The sequence below is a fragment of the Agrobacterium sp. 5Ca39 genome (genome assembly GCF_055382365.1).
This window is the reverse complement of the sequence record NZ_AP026436.1, coordinates 812,340-827,819: the sequence shown is the minus strand read 5'-3', so window position 1 is coordinate 827,819 and position 15,480 is coordinate 812,340. Positions and strand designations below refer to the sequence as shown.

The window sequence follows — 15,480 nt, the reverse complement described above, 5'->3', positions numbered from 1 at the left end:
GGTCAAGGGACTGTTCCAGATTCATTTGCGGCTTTCGGCAATCGCTGCAAGGGCTTAGAGCAACTGATACGGTTTTGACACAGGCCGAGCCGTCAAGACGCGCCTTATCGGGGCGTGAGCGCGAAAATCACAGCGGATTTCGCTTCACCGCCCCGGCAAACGCTGAAATCGCGCCTTTACCAGCGCAGCAACACCGCACCCCAGGTGAAACCGCCGCCCATGGCCTCCAGCATGACAAGATCGCCCTTCTTGATGCGGCCATCGCCTGCGGCAACGGCAAGCGCCAGCGGAATGGAGGCCGCGGAGGTATTGCCATGCTGATCGACGGTAATGACGACCTTTTCCGGGTCGATGTTGAGCTTTTTCGCCGATCCGTCGATGATACGCTTGTTGGCCTGATGCGGAACGAGCCAGTCCAGATCGTCTGCCGTGGTGCCCGTGGCTTCGAATGCCTGTTCAATCACGTCGGTGATCATGCCGACGGCGTGTTTGAACACTTCGCGGCCTTCCATGCGCAGATGACCGACCGTGCCCGTCGTTGAGGGCCCGCCATCGACATAGAGCTTTTCCTTGTGCGAACCGTCGGAACGCAGCTGCGCCGTCAGGATACCGCGATCGGCAGAGGTACCCTCGCCTTCCCCAGCTTCCAGAACAAGCGCGCCGGCGCCATCGCCGAAGAGAACGCAGGTGGTGCGGTCCTTCCAGTCAAGAATGCGCGAAAAGGTCTCGGAGCCGATTACAAGAACGCGCTTGGCCATGCCGCCTCGAATATAGAGGTCGGCGGTCGAAACGGCATAGACAAAGCCCGAGCAGACAGCCTGCATGTCGAAGGCGAAGCCGTGGGTCATGCCGAGGCGGTTCTGGATGTTCACTGCCGTCGCGGGGAAGGTGTTATCCGGCGTCGAGGTGGCGAGGATGATGAGATCGATATCGTCGGGCGTCAGACCGGCATTGTCGAGAGCCGCACGCGCCGCCGCTTCGCCGAGAGACGCGGTGGTTTCACCTTCGCCGGCGATGTAGCGCTGCTTGATGCCGGTTCGCTGCACGATCCATTCGTCGGACGTCTCCACGACGCCTTCGATTTCACTGTTGGTCATCACACGCTTCGGCAGCGCTGCCCCGAAACCACGAACTATAGAGCGGATCATTCCGTTATTCCTCGTCAGCCACGAGTGCTTCGGGCGCCGGGGGCGGAAGCCGTCTTGCGTGGTAAATCTTGAGATCGTTTTCTATCTTGGCCGTCAGGCCGTTATGAACCATGTCGTAGCCGACATCGACGGCGGAAGCAAAACCGATGGCATCCGTACCGCCATGGCTCTTGATGACAATGCCGTTCAGGCCGAGAAACACGCCGCCATTGACCTTGCGCGGATCCATCTTTTCACGCAGCACGTCGAAGGCGCTTTTTGCGAGAACATAACCGATCTTGGCGAAGAAGCTGCGGGAGATCGCCTCACGCAGCAACGTGCTGATCTGGCGGGCGGTGCCTTCGGCCGCCTTCAGCGCGATATTGCCGGTGAAACCTTCGGTCACCACGACATCAACCGTGCCCTTGCCGATATCGTCACCTTCAACGAAACCGCGATAATCGATGGTGCCGAGATCTGCCTCGCGGATCAGCCGTCCGGCCTCGCGAACCTCTTCCTGACCCTTCACCTCCTCGACGCCGACATTGAGCAGGCCGACCGTCGGACGGTCGATATCGAAGAGCGCGCGCGCCATGGCGCCGCCCATCAGGGCGAAATCCAGAAGCTGCTGGGAGTCGGCGCCGATCGTCGCGCCTATGTCGAGCACGATGCTTTCGCCCTTCAGTGTCGGCCAGATACCGGCGATTGCCGGGCGCTCCACCCGCGCCATGGTGCGCAGACAGAATTTCGCCATGGCCATCAGCGCACCGGTATTGCCCGCGGAAACGGCGACGTCAGCCTCGCCGAGTTTCACGGCCTCGATGGCGCGCCACATGCTGGAGACGTAGCGGCCGCGGCGCAGCGCCTGGCTGGGTTTCTCGTCCATGCTGACAGAGACTTCACAATCGTGAAAGACCGACTTTTCCCGAAGTGCGGGATATTGTGCCAGAATGGGGTCGCATTTGCTCTTCTGCCCGTAGAGCAGAAAAGTTACATCGTTGTGCCGTTCGAGCGCCTTGGCGGCACCCGGGATGGCAACATCTGGGCCGAAATCGCCGCCCATGACGTCAATTGCAATTCTGATCACTCGTCCCTTATCCTTACTTGCCGCCAATCAAGCGGATTTTGCGCGAAAATACCTTTTCCGGCCTTCGTTACAATAAAATTATTTCAGCCCGGCTGGGCCATTCAGTCTTTTTTCCAATCTTTCAGCACGGCAAAGGGCGATGGCCGCTTCTCTTCTTCAGGTTCTTTTTCGGCCGTTTCGGGGAACGCCGCATCCGGTTTGCGCGGATAGGGATCGATGGCAAGGGCGGCAAATTCGGCAACGACAGCGCCGACATCGATGCTGTCGCCAGTGAACTGATCGGGAATGTCGGGACCATCGGGATCGAGCACGATCTCGCCGTCTTCGTTCGTGACCATCCGCGCCAGTTTCGAACCTTCCGGCACGAAAATCTGCTCGACAGTCTCGTCGATCTTGCTCGACACCGGCTCCAGCGTCACGACGCAGGACTGGGTCACGGCCGCATGCACCTCGCCTTTTACCTTCACGCCATCCTTCTTCCAGCGGGATACCTGCAGCTCTGCCTTCAGATATTCGACGGAAACCACGTCCCAGAATTTCGCCAGCGCCTTGAGTTCTTCGGCATCGGCTTCGAGACCAATCCTGACGGGATTGGCGGAAATATGGCCTACCTTCACGGGATAGGAGAAAGGCAGGTCGTCATTTGCGGCGTGTCGCGCGTTCATGTGAACCTCATCGTCCAGGCAAGGGCAGCGTCAGGCTTCCGGTTGCGATTGTTTCTTCGGAACAGGCGGCAAGGACGGAAGAAGCCTCCATCATCCAGCCCGCCAGCCCATCCAGCGCCGGCGCGTTCTCGTCTGCCTGCGGATATATATTGCGCCGGAGCGCTGCGGCAAGGGCCGCAAGGTCGGACGTATCCAGCGCCGCCGCGTAGGATTCGAGACGGCCATAAAACATGCCGGCGAATTTCTTCATGCGTTTTGGCACGCCCTGATCGCCAATGCCAAGCTCACGGATGGAGTGATCAAGGTCCTGAAAGAAGGCGTCGACAATCTCCTGGGCAATCTCCTGCCCGCTGACACCGGAGGATTTGGTGCGGCGGAAATAGAGAATCATCATGACCGACAGCATCTCGAAACGGCCCATTACAGTGTCGGGGACCCCGAGATCGAGATAAAATTCGGGTGTGCGGGCTGCTGCCGTCAAGGTCGCATATTGCCTGTCAACTATGGCGCGATTGTTGTTTTTCTTCTTGAACAGCCCGAATATCATCGTTTTTTTTCCGAACGGGACGGGTGAATGCGCTTACCGCCCATCGCACTTGTTGCATGATCGTCAAAGCTGGTTTACCGAAGCATCCACGAATTGCAATGCTGTCGCGGTCACGTTCGTCTTTGCGCTGAAACAGTCGAAGAGAACCGGAGGAGTTCCAAAAGGCCGGGAAAGCATTGAATTTGGGGGGTGATCGGGATTTTCCGTCCCCGGATTGACACAATCATGTGCACAGACACTGTGCACCACGCAATGCCGGAAGGTGCCATTCATGATCGCAGTCGGGGAAAAGCAGTTGAGCAAGCAGAAATCCGCAAGTCACGGCAAAATTCTGAGCAAGACCGCCATCGCAATCGTGCTCGCATCCAGCCTGCTTTCCGCCTGCACCAGCACGACAGATGTATTCCATAACGGCTATGTCATGGACGAGCAGTCGCTCCAGCTGATCCCGGAAGGCTCGAGCCGTGAGCAGGTTCTGCTGACCATGGGCACGCCCTCCACGACCGCGACCTTTGGCAATGAAGTGTTCTATTACATCTCGCAGAAGCGTGTGCGCCGCGCCGCCTTCATGAAGCCGTCGCTGGTCGAACAGAACATTCTCGCCATTTATTTCAACAAGGACGGCGTCATCGAGCGCAAGGCCAACTACACGCTGCAGGACGGCAAGGTCTTCGACACGATTTCGCGCACCACGCCGACAGGCGGCAAGGACCTCACCTTCCTGCAGCAGCTGCTTTCCGGCGGCACCTCGGGCGCCAATATCGCCAAGAGCATTCTCGGCCAGGGCGGCAATACGCCCTGACCTCAGCAGGAACGGAAAATTCAAAGGCCCGGGGATCGCTCCCCGGGCCTTTTCAATTTGTCGAAACGGTAGCCTTCAGTGGGCGAGAACCGCCAGCAGCAGCAGCGCCACGATATTGGTAATCTTGATGGCCGGGTTGACCGCCGGACCCGCGGTATCCTTATAGGGATCGCCAACGGTATCACCCGTCACCGACGCCTTGTGCGCCTCCGAACCCTTGACGTGGCGCACGCCGTCCTTGTCGACGAAACCGTCTTCGAAGCTCTTCTTGGCGTTATCCCACGCACCACCACCAGACGTCATGGAAATCGCCACGAAGAGGCCGTTGATGATGACACCGAGCAGCGATGCGCCAAGTGCGGCAAAGGCCGAGGCCTTGGAACCGGAAATCAGCAGCACACCGAAATAGACGACGAGAGGCGCCAGAACCGGCAGAAGCGACGGGATGACCATTTCCCTGATCGCCGCCCTGGTGAGCAGGTCCACGGCCTTGCCGTAGTCAGGCTTTTCCGTGCCGGCCATGATGCCGGGTTTTTCGCGGAACTGGCGGCGGACTTCCTCAACGATGGCGCCTGCCGCCTTGCCCACCGCCGTCATGGCAATGCCGCCGAAGAGATAAGGAATGAGGCCGCCGAACAACAGGCCGGCAACCACGTAAGGGTTGGCAAGGCTGAAGGAAATCTCGCCTATATCCTTGAAGTAGGGATAGGTGTCGCCGTTGGCCGCGAAATAGGAAAGGTCGTTGGCATAGGCGGCAAACAGAACCAGCGCGCCGAGACCGGCTGAGCCGATGGCATAACCCTTGGTCACGGCTTTCGTGGTATTGCCGACGGCATCCAGCGCGTCTGTCGCCTTGCGAACGTCTGGATCAAGACCAGCCATTTCAGCAATGCCGCCGGCATTGTCCGTGACCGGCCCGAAGGCATCGAGCGCGACGATCATGCCGGCGAGACCAAGCATGGCGGTAACGGCAATACCGGTGCCGAACAGGCCACCGAGCTGGTAGGTGCCGATGATGCCGCCGACGATGACGATGGCCGGCAACGCGGTCGATTCGAGCGAAACGGCAAGCCCCTGGATGACGTTGGTGCCGTGGCCCGTCACCGAGGCCTGGGCAATGGAATTGACCGGGCGCTTGTTGGTGCCGGTATAATATTCGGTAATGACAACGATCAGCGCCGTCACGACGAGACCGACAAGGCCGCACAGGAAAAGATTGGTGCCGGTGATTTCCGTGCCGGCCACCGTGCCCACCGTCCCCCAGCCGATCGTCGCATAAGTGGCGACGGCAAGACCCGCGACGGAGAAGATGCCGGTGGCGATCAGGCCCTTGTAGAGCGCGCCCATGATGGAATTGTTGGTGCCGAGCTTCACGAAGAAGGTGCCGGCAATCGAGGTCAGGATGCAGGCGCCGCAGATCGCCAGCGGATAGACCATTGCGCTTTCGAGTATCGGCGTTCCCGCAAAGAAGATCGCGGCGAGAACCATGGTGGCCACCACCGAAACGGCATAGGTCTCGAAAAGATCGGCCGCCATGCCGGCGCAGTCACCGACGTTGTCGCCGACATTGTCGGCGATGGTTGCGGGGTTGCGCGGGTCATCCTCAGGAATGCCCGCCTCGACCTTGCCGACGAGATCGCCGCCGACATCGGCGCCCTTTGTGAAGATGCCGCCGCCGAGACGCGCGAAGATGGAGATCAGCGAAGCGCCGAATCCGAGCGACACCAGCGCATCGATCACTTCCCGCGAGCCGGGCGCATGGCCCATCACCGAGGTGAGGATGAAATAATAGATGGATACGCCGAGCAGCGCGAGGCCCGCCACCAGCATGCCGGTAATGGCGCCTGATTTGAACGCGATGTCGAGTCCGGCGGACAGGCTGTGCGACGCGGCCTGCGCCGTACGCAGATTGGCCCTGACGGACACATGCATGCCGACGAACCCGGCAACACCTGAAAGGACAGCGCCGATGATGAAACCGATCGCGGCCATGGATGACAGGAGATACCAGGCCAGAACGGCGACGATCAGGCCGACGATGGCGATGGTGAGATATTGGCGGGTGAGATAAGCTTGCGCACCTTCACGGATATAACCTGCTATTTCACGCATGCGCTCGTTGCCCTGATCGGCATCGAGGACGCTCTTGGTTGCCCATACCGCGTAAACCACGGACAGGACACCGCATAAAATGACTATGGGTATTACGGTCATGCGCACTTACCTCCCAAAAGGCCGGGCCTCACTCCCACCCCGGCGTGGCGAAACCATGTGCAGCGGGACGCGGACGGCCTGTCCGAAGTCCCCTATTGGGCATTTGTTCCCCTCCCAAGGAAAAATGTCCTCGACGGGAGATTGCGTTGGCGCGACGTCTCGCGTCAAGCCCACAAATTTGCCTGAAACTTGAAAGGCGTAGCGCCGGCTATGCGACTGAGGCCGCTTTTCTGCGTGCCGTGAAGATGAGCGACAGCACCAGCAGGAGGCAAAGCCCTGAAACGGGCCAGATGACGAGGTTCATGACCGACCAGCCCCATGCCGTGAAGACCTTGCCGGAGGAGAAGGATGACAGGGCAACCGTGCCGAACAGCACGATATCGTGAAATCCCTGCACCTTGTCCGCTTCATGCGGGCGGTAACTTGACGTGATGATGGCGGTCGCGCCGATGAAACCGAAATTCCAGCCAAGCCCGAGCAGAATCAGCGCCGTCCAGAAATTCCACAATTCGATGCCCATGTGGGCGACGATGGCACAGGCCATCAGCACGATGAGGCCGGAAGCGACAATCTTTTCCGCGCCGAACCGGGAAATCAGCATCCCGGTGAAGAAACTCGGGCCGAACATGGCAAGGACGTGCCACTGGATGCCGAGCGTGGCGAGTTCGGTCGGGAAACCGCAGCCAACCACCATGGCAAGCGGTGCGCCGGTCATCATGAAGGTCATCAGCGCATAAGAGCCGATGCCGCAGATCATGCCGGTGACGAAACGCTGCGTGCGGACGATTTCAGAAAGCGGCCTTGCCGATTCGACATGGGTGGCGGCCTTGGGATCGGGCAACTTCAAAAACGCCAGAATGGCGATCGAAACGAGCCCCAATGGCACGAGCGCCATGAAAGCGCCGGCAAAGGTGACCGGCGCCAGCAGGTCCTTGCCGAAGATGGCGAGCTGCGGTCCGACAATGGCGGAGATGATACCGCCCGCAAGTATCCAGGAGATAGCCTTGGGTTTGTAGAAGGACGGCGATGCGTCGGCTGCGGCAAATCGGATCTTCTGCGTAAAGCCGCCGGAAATGCCGATCAGCAGCAGGCCGACAGCAAAAAGCCAGAAATCCGACCGGAAGAGCGCGACCGCAGCAACTCCGCCGCCGATCGAGCACATCAGTGCGCCGACCATGAAGCCAGCCTTGCGGCCGAGGAAACGGGATGCGGCCGCCACGCAGATCGCGCCAAGCGCCACACCGATATTAAACCCGGTAAGCGGTGCGGTCGCCAGCGACTTGTCGGCGCCAAGCAGTTGGTACCCTGCGAGCGCGCCGACGGAAAAGCTCATGGGCGCGGCCGATCCCATGATCGCCTGCGCCATGGTGAGGAGGAAGACGTTGCGCTTCGCCTCGTCCAGTTGACCTTCAAGTCCGGGGACGGAAACGGCGCTCATCTCTTCCTCATCTGCTTTTAGTTCAGCGTTTTGCCTCGCCGCGCACCTGCTTGGCAATGCGGTCAAGTACCGCATTCACCAGCTTCGGCTCGTCATGCTCGAAGAAAGCGCGGGCGATTTCAACATATTCCGTGACAATGACGGCGACCGGCACGTCCTTGCGCTCGAGAATCTCGAAAGTTCCTGCACGCAGGATAGCGCGGACGGTGGCATCGAGTCGCGACAGCGGCCAGTCTTCGAGAAGGGCGGAGCGCACCAGCGGGTCGATCTTCGTCTGGTCACGCACGACGCCCGAGACGATCGAACGGAACCACGACGGGTCGGCCTTGAGATAGGTATCGCCATCGACTTCCTGGCCGAGACGATGCGCTTCATATTCAGCGACGACTTCCATAACGCCGGTTCCGCCGACATCCATCTGGTAAAGCGCCTGCACGGCCGCAAGGCGGGCTGCGCCGCGCTGATTGGCGGGCTTTACCGAAGGCTGGCGCGGTTCACCGCCATTTTCCACATTAGACATGCGTTCAGCCACCCAGTTTTTTCTTCAACTCGATCATCGTGAGCGCCGCACGGGCAGCGAAACCACCCTTGTCCTTGTCGGAGCGGCGCACGCGCGCCCAGGCCTGCTCGTCGTTCTCGACGGTGAGGATGCCGTTGCCGATCGGCAGCGATTCGCTGACGGCCAGATCCATCAGGGCGCGGGAAGATTCGTTGGCGACGATATCGAAGTGATAGGTCTCACCACGAATGACCATGCCGAGTGCGACAAAACCGTCATATTCGGTGCCGTCATTGTCGGCGCCATCCAGCGCCATGGCGATGGCGGCGGGGATTTCGAGCGCGCCGGGAACGGTGATGACGTCATAGGTGGCGCCGGCTTCATCAAGCGCGAACTTCGCGCCTTCGAGAAGAGCGTCGGCCATATCATCGTAAAAACGTGCTTCCACGATAAGAAGATGGGGTTTGGACATGTGAGGGTTCCTGGGGATTTTCCCGAAAAGCTTGACGCCGGATCACACCGGCATTTGCGGCGGTCAAACCACGGCTGGCCGTTTTTGGCAAGTAATTTCATGTGTCGGCGGCGCAAGCGGCCGCGTTTGCAGGGCATTTGGCCGGGTTTTGCGCTCCCGGCGCGGCTCCCCGTGAATCAGGTTTTCTGGAAAGCGAGATGGACGCCGAGCCCCACCAGCACCGTTCCGGCAGCGCGGCGGGCAAACACCTGCACCGCGCTGGAACGCTTCAAGCGCCCGATCATCGCGCCCGCAAGAAGCACGCCGACGAGATCGGCGGAGGAGAAAATGAAATTGACGGCGATGCCAAGGATCAGGAACTGCAGCCAGACGGGAAAGGCGGCGGCCGGATCGACGAATTGCGGCAGGAAAGCCAGAAAGAACAGCGCTGTCTTCGGGTTGAGTACATCAACGATGATGCTGTCGATGAAGGCGCGGCGTGCCGATTTCGGCTCGATGGTCAGATTGACCGCCTCGCCTTCCATCTTGCTGCGCAGCATCGAAAAACCGAGCCAGACCAGATAAAGCGCGCCGCAGAGCTTCACGGCGAGATAGAGCCACGGAACCGCCTGAAACAACACCGAGAGACCGGCCGCAGAGGCGAAGATGTGGACATAGCAGCCGACATGGATGCCGAGCACTGCCATCAACCCGGCAAACCGGCCGCGCGCCATGGTCTGCGCCGCCGCGTAAAGCATGGCCGGACCGGGGATATAGGCGAACAGGGCGGCGGTTATGAAAAAGGCGGTCAGCAGTTCGAAGGAAGGCATGATGTATTTCCCCTGCCCCGTTTGGCTCGCGGTCGATATCAAACGGCCTAAAAAGTCCTATAGCGTTTCCAGCTTCATCGGAAGCGGTGCTTGAGAACAATCGCAATATGCCGCGATTTCAGGTGTTGGCCACTCCCATTTCCGTCATTCCGGCCTTGAGCCGGAATCCAGTCGACGCGCGTCTGCGCGGCGGGAAAAGTTCTTTCAGCCCAAAGACTTGAGCTGACTGGATTCCGGCTCGAGGCCGGAATGACGGAGGAGGCGTCGGTGCGTCCTCCTCTCCAAAGCATCGTCACATTACGCCGAGGGGAATTCCGCAAGCCGCGCGGCGTAACGCGCCATGGTGTCGACCTCGAAATTGACGAAATCGCCCGGCTGGCGCTCACCCCAGGTGGTGACGGAAAGCGTGTGGCGGATCAACAGCACGTCGAAATCGGTGCCATCAACGGCGTTCACGGTGAGCGATGTGCCGTCGAGCGCCACGGAGCCCTTGGGGGCAACGAATTTCGCCAGATGTTCCGGCGCGCGCAGGCGGATACGCACCGCCTCGCCTTCCGGCTCAACCGACAGGATTTCCGCCTTGCCGTCCACATGGCCGGAGACGATATGACCGCCAAGCTCATCGCCGATCTTGAGCGCCCGCTCCAGATTGACGTGGGCGCCCTTCTGCCAGCTGGCGATCGTCGTCAGGCGCAAGGCCTCTTCCCATGCTTCGACCTCGTACCAGCGCTCATTGCTGCCATCATCAGGCAGCTTCGTCACTGTCAGACACACGCCGCCATGGGAAATCGACGCGCCCATATCGATGGTCTTGGGATCGTAATTGGTCGCCACGCGCAGGCGCACACCCTCGGCCAAGGCCTCCAGTTCGGACACGGTTCCGACGTCGGTGACAATTCCGGTAAACATCAAATCGGCCTTTCATAATTGAAGCAGCGATCCGGCCCGTAGGTGGTTTCACTGATCAGAGCATAGTCGCCCTCGATGTCGGCACGGCTGAGCGGCGTTTCAATGCCGCCCTTGCCAATCACGACGGGGCTTTCAAACAGCATGATACGATCCACCAATCCAGCTTCAAGGAATGATTTTGCGGCAAAGGCGCCGCCTTCAACCAGAAGTTCCGACATGCCGCTATCGGCAAGGATGTGGAGGAGGTTTTCGAGCGTGGGGGCTTCGAGGATTTCGACGCCGGCGTCGGTCAGGAGTTGGCGGCGGAGGTCGAGGCTACCCCCCTCTGCCCTGCCGGGCATCTCCCCCACAAGGGGGGAGACTGGCAAGGGGCTGTCCGCTCGTTCAAATTGTGCCCGAGACGCACCCTCTCCAGCCGTCGATGCAGGGCGGAGCAGCGCTCCATCGATCTCCCCCCTTGAGGTGGAGATGCCCGGCAGGGCAGAGGGGGGTAAAGCGGCAACCACCACCGGAACTTCCCGCGCACTCCGCACCAGTTTCGAGTTCAACGGCAACTCAAACTGCCGATCCAGCACGATCCGCACAGGCGAGCGGCTTTCCAGACCCGCAATGCGCACAGTCAGCTCAGGATCATCCGCGATAGCGGTCCTGATACCAACGAGAATGCAGTCGCAGCGCGCCCGAAGTTGGTGCACTGCATGGCGTGACTCAGGGCCGGTAATGGCAATCTGCCCCTCACCGTGCCTGCCGATCATTCCGTCAGCAGAAACCGCAAGCTTCAGAATCACATGCGGGCGTTTTTTCACCTGTCTTGTGAGGTAACCCGCGAGCGCCCGTTGGGCTTCGGCACGCAGCAGACCGGTTTCCACCACGATACCAGCATCGCGCAATATCTGATAACCACGGCCGGAGACGCGCTCATCCGGATCGTCCACCGCGACCACGACACGTGCAACGCCATATTCCACCAGCGCGTTCGCGCAGGGCGGGGTTTTACCCCAGTGTGAACAGGGTTCGAGCGTCACGTAGGCGGTCGCGCCGCGTGCCGCCTCGCCGGCCAGTTCCAGCGCCTGGCGTTCGGCATGGGGGCGTCCGCCGATGGCGGTCACGGCCTCGGCGATGATTTGTCCGTCCTTGACGAGAACACAGCCGACCGAGGGGTTGGTCAGCGTCTGGCCCTGGTGGCGAAGCGAAACCTCGATGGCCCGCGCCATGAACCTTTCGTCATCGGCACGGCTCATCACGTCTATGCTCCAGCGTCGGTATCGCGCGCGATCTTGGCGTTGATTTCGGCAATCACGTTCTCGAAATCCTCGGCATGGCTGAAATCGCGATAGACCGAAGCATAACGAACGAAGGCGACGTCATCGAGGCTTTTCAGTGCTTCCAAAACCTGAAGGCCGATTTCTTCCGAGGGGATTTCCGTCTCGCCGGAGCTTTCGAGGCGACGGGCGATACCCGACACGGCGCGTTCGATCCGGTCACGATCGACCGGTCGCTTGCGCAGCGCGATCTCGAACGAGCGCACCAGCTTTTCGCGGTCGAAAGGAAGCTTGCGGCCGCTTTTCTTGATGACCATCAGCTCGCGCAGTTGCACGCGCTCATAGGTCGTAAAGCGGCCGCCGCAATCCGGGCAGATGCGCCGCCGGCGGATGGAGGTGTTGTCCTCCGCCGGACGCGAGTCCTTGACCTGTGTGTCTTCGGAACCGCAGAATGGGCAGCGCATCGTCTTCTTTCCTTACATGTACGGATACATCGGGAAACGGTCCGTCAGGCCGACGACCTTTTCACGCACAGCAGCCTCGACGGAGGCATTGCCTTCATCCGAATTGGCGACCTTAAGACCATCGAGAACCTCAACGATCAGCTTGCCGATTTCGCGGAATTCCGCTTCCTTGAAACCGCGCGTCGTGCCGGCCGGCGTGCCGAGACGGACACCAGAGGTAACGAAGGGCTTCTCCGGGTCGAAGGGAATGCCGTTCTTGTTGCAGGTGATGTAGGCGCGACCAAGGGCTGCCTCCGCACGCTTGCCGGTGGCGTTCTTCTTGCGAAGGTCGACCAGCATCAGGTGGTTGTCGGTGCCGCCGGAAACGACATCAAGACCGCCTTCAACCAGGGTTTCGGCCAGCGCCTTGGCGTTCTTCACGACCTGTGCGGCATAGTCCTTGAACTCGGGCTTCAGCGCTTCACCGAAGGCAACAGCCTTGGCGGCGATGACGTGCATCAGCGGGCCGCCCTGCAGGCCGGGGAAGACGGCGGAGTTGAACTTCTTCGCCAGATCCTCGTCGTTGGTGAGGATCATGCCGCCACGCGGGCCGCGCAGGGACTTGTGCGTCGTCGTGGTCGCGACGTGGCAGTGCGGGAACGGCGACGGGTGCTGGTCACCAGCCACGAGACCGGCGATGTGGGCCATGTCGACCATGAGGTAAGCGCCGACTTCGTCAGCGATTTCGCGGAAGCGCTTCCAGTCCCAGACGCGCGAATAGGCGGTGCCGCCGGCAAGAATGAGCTTCGGCTTATGTTCCTTGGCCTTGCGCTCCACTTCGTCCATATCGAGCAGGTTATCGCCTTCGCGCACGCCGTAGGACACGACATTGAACCACTTGCCGGACATGTTGACCGGGGAACCATGCGTCAGGTGACCTCCCGAATTCAGATCGAGACCCATGAAGGTGTCGCCCGGCTGCAGCAGCGCGAGGAACACGGCCTGGTTCATCTGCGAGCCGGAATTCGGCTGAACGTTGGCGAAGTTGACGCCGAACAGCTTCTTGGCGCGTTCGATGGCGAGTTCTTCAGCAATGTCGACGAACTGGCAGCCGCCGTAATAACGCTTGCCCGGATAACCTTCCGCATATTTGTTCGTCATGATCGAACCCTGTGCTTCGAGCACGGCACGGGAAACGATGTTTTCCGAGGCAATCAGTTCGATCTCGTGGCGCTGGCGGCCCAGTTCCTTCTCGATCGCGCCGAAAATTTCCGGATCGACATCGGCAAGCGGACTGGAGAAGAAAGCATCTGTGTTCGACATGGTGAAGGCTCCTGAAACAGTAATGCGATGGCGTCTTAGCGCCCTGCCCGAACAAGAGCAATACGGAGAGCGAGATTTGCCCGTCAAACTGCGACGTCGCGACGAAAAGTGGCAGTTGTTTTCAGGAAAAGCAGAGCGCGACGGAAAATTAAAGGCGGCGCTGCGATGATGCGCGGCCAAGCCGCGCACTTGCGTCATCCTCGGGCTGGCCCCGAGGATCTGCAATGCTCTATTTTACGATAGGTGATTAGGTCCTCGGGACAAGCCCGAGGATGACGGCGGAGGGACTGGCCGGTTTCCGGCGATCACCTCTCCCCTCGCTCACAATTCAAAGCTTATGGCAAAAGCCCGATCAGTTGCGCGGCAGCAGATCGTCGTCCACGGCACCGGCCGGCTGTTCCATGCCCGCCGTCGTGTTCAGCGCCAGTTCGGCATTGCCGTCCTTGCCGTAGATATCGTCGCGGAACTGAACCACGCCGTCCTTCGCCGACCATGCGGTGATGTAGACGAAGTAGACGGGCACTTCCTGTGCGAGCTTGATCGGCGTGTTGACGCGCGAGGCAATGACACGTTCCATTTCCTGGCGCGACCAGCCGGGCGTATCGCGCAGCAGCCACGACGTCAGGTCGCGCACGTTCTGCACGCGGACGCAACCGGAGGACTCGAAGCGCATCAGCTTGTTGAACAGGCCCTGCTGCGGCGTGTCGTGCATGTATTCGTTGTTCGGATTGTGGAAGTTAATCTTCGTCGAGGACATGGCGTTGATCTTGCCGGGGTCCTGGCGGAACATCAGGTTCGGCGCTTTCGGCGCGAACCAGTCGACCGTGGTCGGCGAGACTTCCTGTCCCTTGCCGTCGATAAGGCGGATATTGTTCCGCTCCAGATAGGTCGGGTCCTTCTGCATCAGCGGCACGATGTCCTTTTCGACGATCGAGCGCGGTGCGGTCCAATAGGGGTTGAGGATGACCTCGTAAATCTTCGAATTGATAACGTGCGTCGGACGGCTGGCGCGGCCGACAACGGCAGTGTTGCGCAGCACGACGCGTTCGTTTTCAACGGCTTCAATGGCGGCGGCCGGAATATTCACCATCAGGTGACGCTGACCCAGATCGCCGGACATGGACTGGATGCGCACGAGGTTGGTCTGCAGCTGCGCGAGACGGATCTGCGCGGACACATTGAGAGCCTTGGTGGTGTATTCGCCGCTGACGCCATCAGCCGGAAGGCCATGACGGGCCTGGAAACGCTTCAACGCGCCATCGACATAGGAGTCGAAGGCGCTGGAAATGCCGGCTTCACGCGGCAGGTCGCCCGATACCATCAGTCGCTGGCGCAGTGCCTGAACGGAGGGATCGGAGACGCCGATCTGCAGACGCTGCTGCGACGCCGGAACTTCCGGCCAGCCGCCATTCTGCACGATCTGCTGATATTGCATGATCGCCTGCTGCATATAGACGGGGGCTTCGCGGCCGAGGACCGGATTGTTGGAAACGACGCCCACAGCCGAACGCGACGTATTGGCGTCGAACTGGTCATCCCAGTTGCCGCGGCGCGAGGAACCCATGAGATCGTTAAACGCGTCCTGCGCCAAGGCCGGCGCAGCGAGCGCGGCGACACCAGCGGAAACGGCCGAGCGCAGAAGCGTGCGGCGCGATACGGAATTGGAAACGGATGTCTTTGTCATTCTACCTACCAGCCACTCTATTCGGCATTCTCTATAATGCCTAAATCAATATGATTAACAAACACGTACAACGTGCCTGCCGGCCTGGAATACTCGACACCCATCGCCTGGGCGCTATTGTCTGGCAGAACGGTCGGGACTTGCCGCGACAGCAGGAGAAACAGCCGGCTCCTCAAGCTTTGCGGGTCCCATATCAATA

16 protein-coding genes are annotated in these 15,480 nt (G+C 60.3%); 2 read left to right on the top strand and 14 right to left on the bottom strand.

What is annotated here, in order from left to right:
• Positions 1 to 176 precede the first annotated feature (176 nt).
• The 4 genes from ACZ47E_RS04045 to ACZ47E_RS04030 all read right to left on the bottom strand — a co-directional run bounded on the left by ACZ47E_RS04045 (position 177) and on the right by ACZ47E_RS04030 (position 3,426).
• On the bottom strand, positions 177 to 1,148 hold the full coding sequence (locus ACZ47E_RS04045; protein ID WP_006697941.1) for a beta-ketoacyl-ACP synthase III: 972 nt from the start codon (positions 1,146 to 1,148) through the stop codon (positions 177 to 179).
• Between the two features lie 4 nt (positions 1,149 to 1,152).
• The gene (plsX, locus tag ACZ47E_RS04040) at positions 1,153 to 2,214 is read right to left on the bottom strand and encodes a phosphate acyltransferase PlsX (protein ID WP_004441191.1); all 1,062 of its coding nucleotides are present in this window, start codon (positions 2,212 to 2,214) and stop codon (positions 1,153 to 1,155) included.
• A gap of 101 nt (positions 2,215 to 2,315) precedes the next feature.
• Positions 2,316 to 2,879 carry a YceD family protein gene (locus ACZ47E_RS04035; RefSeq protein WP_035207724.1) on the bottom strand — a complete coding sequence of 188 codons (564 nt, stop codon included), beginning with the start codon at positions 2,877 to 2,879 and terminating at the stop codon, positions 2,316 to 2,318.
• Between the two features lie 7 nt (positions 2,880 to 2,886).
• Positions 2,887 to 3,426: a ubiquinol-cytochrome C chaperone family protein gene (locus ACZ47E_RS04030; protein ID WP_107327110.1), complete on the bottom strand. Its 540-nt coding sequence runs from the start codon at positions 3,424 to 3,426 to the stop codon at positions 2,887 to 2,889.
• Between the two features lie 271 nt (positions 3,427 to 3,697).
• Between ACZ47E_RS04030 and ACZ47E_RS04025 the strand changes: the two genes are divergently transcribed.
• On the top strand, positions 3,698 to 4,228 hold the full coding sequence (locus ACZ47E_RS04025; RefSeq protein ID WP_004441184.1) for an outer membrane protein assembly factor BamE: 531 nt from the start codon (positions 3,698 to 3,700) through the stop codon (positions 4,226 to 4,228).
• Between the two features lie 75 nt (positions 4,229 to 4,303).
• Here ACZ47E_RS04025 and ACZ47E_RS04020 read toward each other — a convergent pair whose 3' ends face one another.
• From ACZ47E_RS04020 to glyA, 9 genes are all read right to left on the bottom strand, one after another.
• On the bottom strand, positions 4,304 to 6,442 hold the full coding sequence (locus ACZ47E_RS04020; RefSeq protein ID WP_112555048.1) for a sodium-translocating pyrophosphatase: 2,139 nt from the start codon (positions 6,440 to 6,442) through the stop codon (positions 4,304 to 4,306).
• Positions 6,443 to 6,650: 208 nt separating this feature from the next.
• The gene (locus ACZ47E_RS04015; protein WP_022555986.1) at positions 6,651 to 7,880 is read right to left on the bottom strand and encodes an MFS transporter; all 1,230 of its coding nucleotides are present in this window, start codon (positions 7,878 to 7,880) and stop codon (positions 6,651 to 6,653) included.
• A gap of 22 nt (positions 7,881 to 7,902) precedes the next feature.
• Positions 7,903 to 8,400 (bottom strand): transcription antitermination factor NusB, encoded by a 498-nt coding sequence (gene nusB, locus ACZ47E_RS04010; protein ID WP_004441180.1) that lies wholly within the window; start codon positions 8,398 to 8,400, stop codon positions 7,903 to 7,905.
• Between the two features lie 4 nt (positions 8,401 to 8,404).
• On the bottom strand, positions 8,405 to 8,851 hold the full coding sequence (gene ribH / locus ACZ47E_RS04005; RefSeq protein ID WP_004441178.1) for a 6,7-dimethyl-8-ribityllumazine synthase: 447 nt from the start codon (positions 8,849 to 8,851) through the stop codon (positions 8,405 to 8,407).
• A gap of 176 nt (positions 8,852 to 9,027) precedes the next feature.
• Positions 9,028 to 9,660: a LysE family translocator gene (locus ACZ47E_RS04000; RefSeq protein ID WP_278067359.1), complete on the bottom strand. Its 633-nt coding sequence runs from the start codon at positions 9,658 to 9,660 to the stop codon at positions 9,028 to 9,030.
• Between the two features lie 297 nt (positions 9,661 to 9,957).
• The gene (locus ACZ47E_RS03995) at positions 9,958 to 10,569 is read right to left on the bottom strand and encodes a riboflavin synthase (RefSeq protein WP_278067358.1); all 612 of its coding nucleotides are present in this window, start codon (positions 10,567 to 10,569) and stop codon (positions 9,958 to 9,960) included.
• A complete protein-coding gene (gene ribD, locus ACZ47E_RS03990) occupies positions 10,569 to 11,813 on the bottom strand; it encodes a bifunctional diaminohydroxyphosphoribosylaminopyrimidine deaminase/5-amino-6-(5-phosphoribosylamino)uracil reductase RibD (protein ID WP_278067357.1) in 1,245 nt (414 codons plus the stop codon). Before ribD ends, ACZ47E_RS03995 begins: the two co-directional genes overlap by 1 nt.
• 2 nt (positions 11,814 to 11,815) lie before the next feature.
• Positions 11,816 to 12,295 (bottom strand): transcriptional regulator NrdR, encoded by a 480-nt coding sequence (gene nrdR / locus ACZ47E_RS03985; protein WP_003512508.1) that lies wholly within the window; start codon positions 12,293 to 12,295, stop codon positions 11,816 to 11,818.
• Positions 12,296 to 12,307: 12 nt separating this feature from the next.
• Positions 12,308 to 13,597: a serine hydroxymethyltransferase gene (glyA, locus tag ACZ47E_RS03980; protein WP_004441171.1), complete on the bottom strand. Its 1,290-nt coding sequence runs from the start codon at positions 13,595 to 13,597 to the stop codon at positions 12,308 to 12,310.
• Between glyA and ACZ47E_RS03975 the strand changes: the two genes are divergently transcribed.
• Entirely contained in the window at positions 13,587 to 13,766 is a 180-nt protein-coding gene (locus ACZ47E_RS03975; protein WP_464016994.1) for a hypothetical protein, read from the top strand. The two genes, glyA and ACZ47E_RS03975, sit on opposite strands and share 11 nt — an antisense overlap.
• A 183-nt stretch (positions 13,767 to 13,949) precedes the next feature.
• On the opposite strand, the gene ACZ47E_RS03970 is transcribed toward ACZ47E_RS03975, so the two are convergent.
• Entirely contained in the window at positions 13,950 to 15,281 is a 1,332-nt protein-coding gene (locus ACZ47E_RS03970) for a L,D-transpeptidase family protein (protein ID WP_006700203.1), read from the bottom strand.
• Positions 15,282 to 15,480: the final 199 nt, after the last annotated feature.

Coding starts and splice junctions, on each gene's coding strand:
- nrdR (WP_003512508.1), bottom strand. CDS start 12,295: ATGCGCTGCCCATTCTGCGGTTCCGAAGACACACAGGTCAAGGACTCG.
- ACZ47E_RS04045 (WP_006697941.1), bottom strand. CDS start 1,148: ATGATCCGCTCTATAGTTCGTGGTTTCGGGGCAGCGCTGCCGAAGCGT.
- ACZ47E_RS03995 (WP_278067358.1), bottom strand. CDS start 10,569: ATGTTTACCGGAATTGTCACCGACGTCGGAACCGTGTCCGAACTGGAG.
- ACZ47E_RS04015 (WP_022555986.1), bottom strand. CDS start 7,880: ATGAGCGCCGTTTCCGTCCCCGGACTTGAAGGTCAACTGGACGAGGCG.
- ACZ47E_RS04030 (WP_107327110.1), bottom strand. CDS start 3,426: ATGATATTCGGGCTGTTCAAGAAGAAAAACAACAATCGCGCCATAGTT.
- ACZ47E_RS04035 (WP_035207724.1), bottom strand. CDS start 2,879: ATGAACGCGCGACACGCCGCAAATGACGACCTGCCTTTCTCCTATCCC.
- ribH (WP_004441178.1), bottom strand. CDS start 8,851: ATGTCCAAACCCCATCTTCTTATCGTGGAAGCACGTTTTTACGATGAT.
- ACZ47E_RS04000 (WP_278067359.1), bottom strand. CDS start 9,660: ATGCCTTCCTTCGAACTGCTGACCGCCTTTTTCATAACCGCCGCCCTG.
- glyA (WP_004441171.1), bottom strand. CDS start 13,597: ATGTCGAACACAGATGCTTTCTTCTCCAGTCCGCTTGCCGATGTCGAT.
- nusB (WP_004441180.1), bottom strand. CDS start 8,400: ATGTCTAATGTGGAAAATGGCGGTGAACCGCGCCAGCCTTCGGTAAAG.
- ACZ47E_RS03970 (WP_006700203.1), bottom strand. CDS start 15,281: ATGACAAAGACATCCGTTTCCAATTCCGTATCGCGCCGCACGCTTCTG.
- ACZ47E_RS04020 (WP_112555048.1), bottom strand. CDS start 6,442: ATGACCGTAATACCCATAGTCATTTTATGCGGTGTCCTGTCCGTGGTT.
- ACZ47E_RS04025 (WP_004441184.1), top strand. CDS start 3,698: ATGATCGCAGTCGGGGAAAAGCAGTTGAGCAAGCAGAAATCCGCAAGT.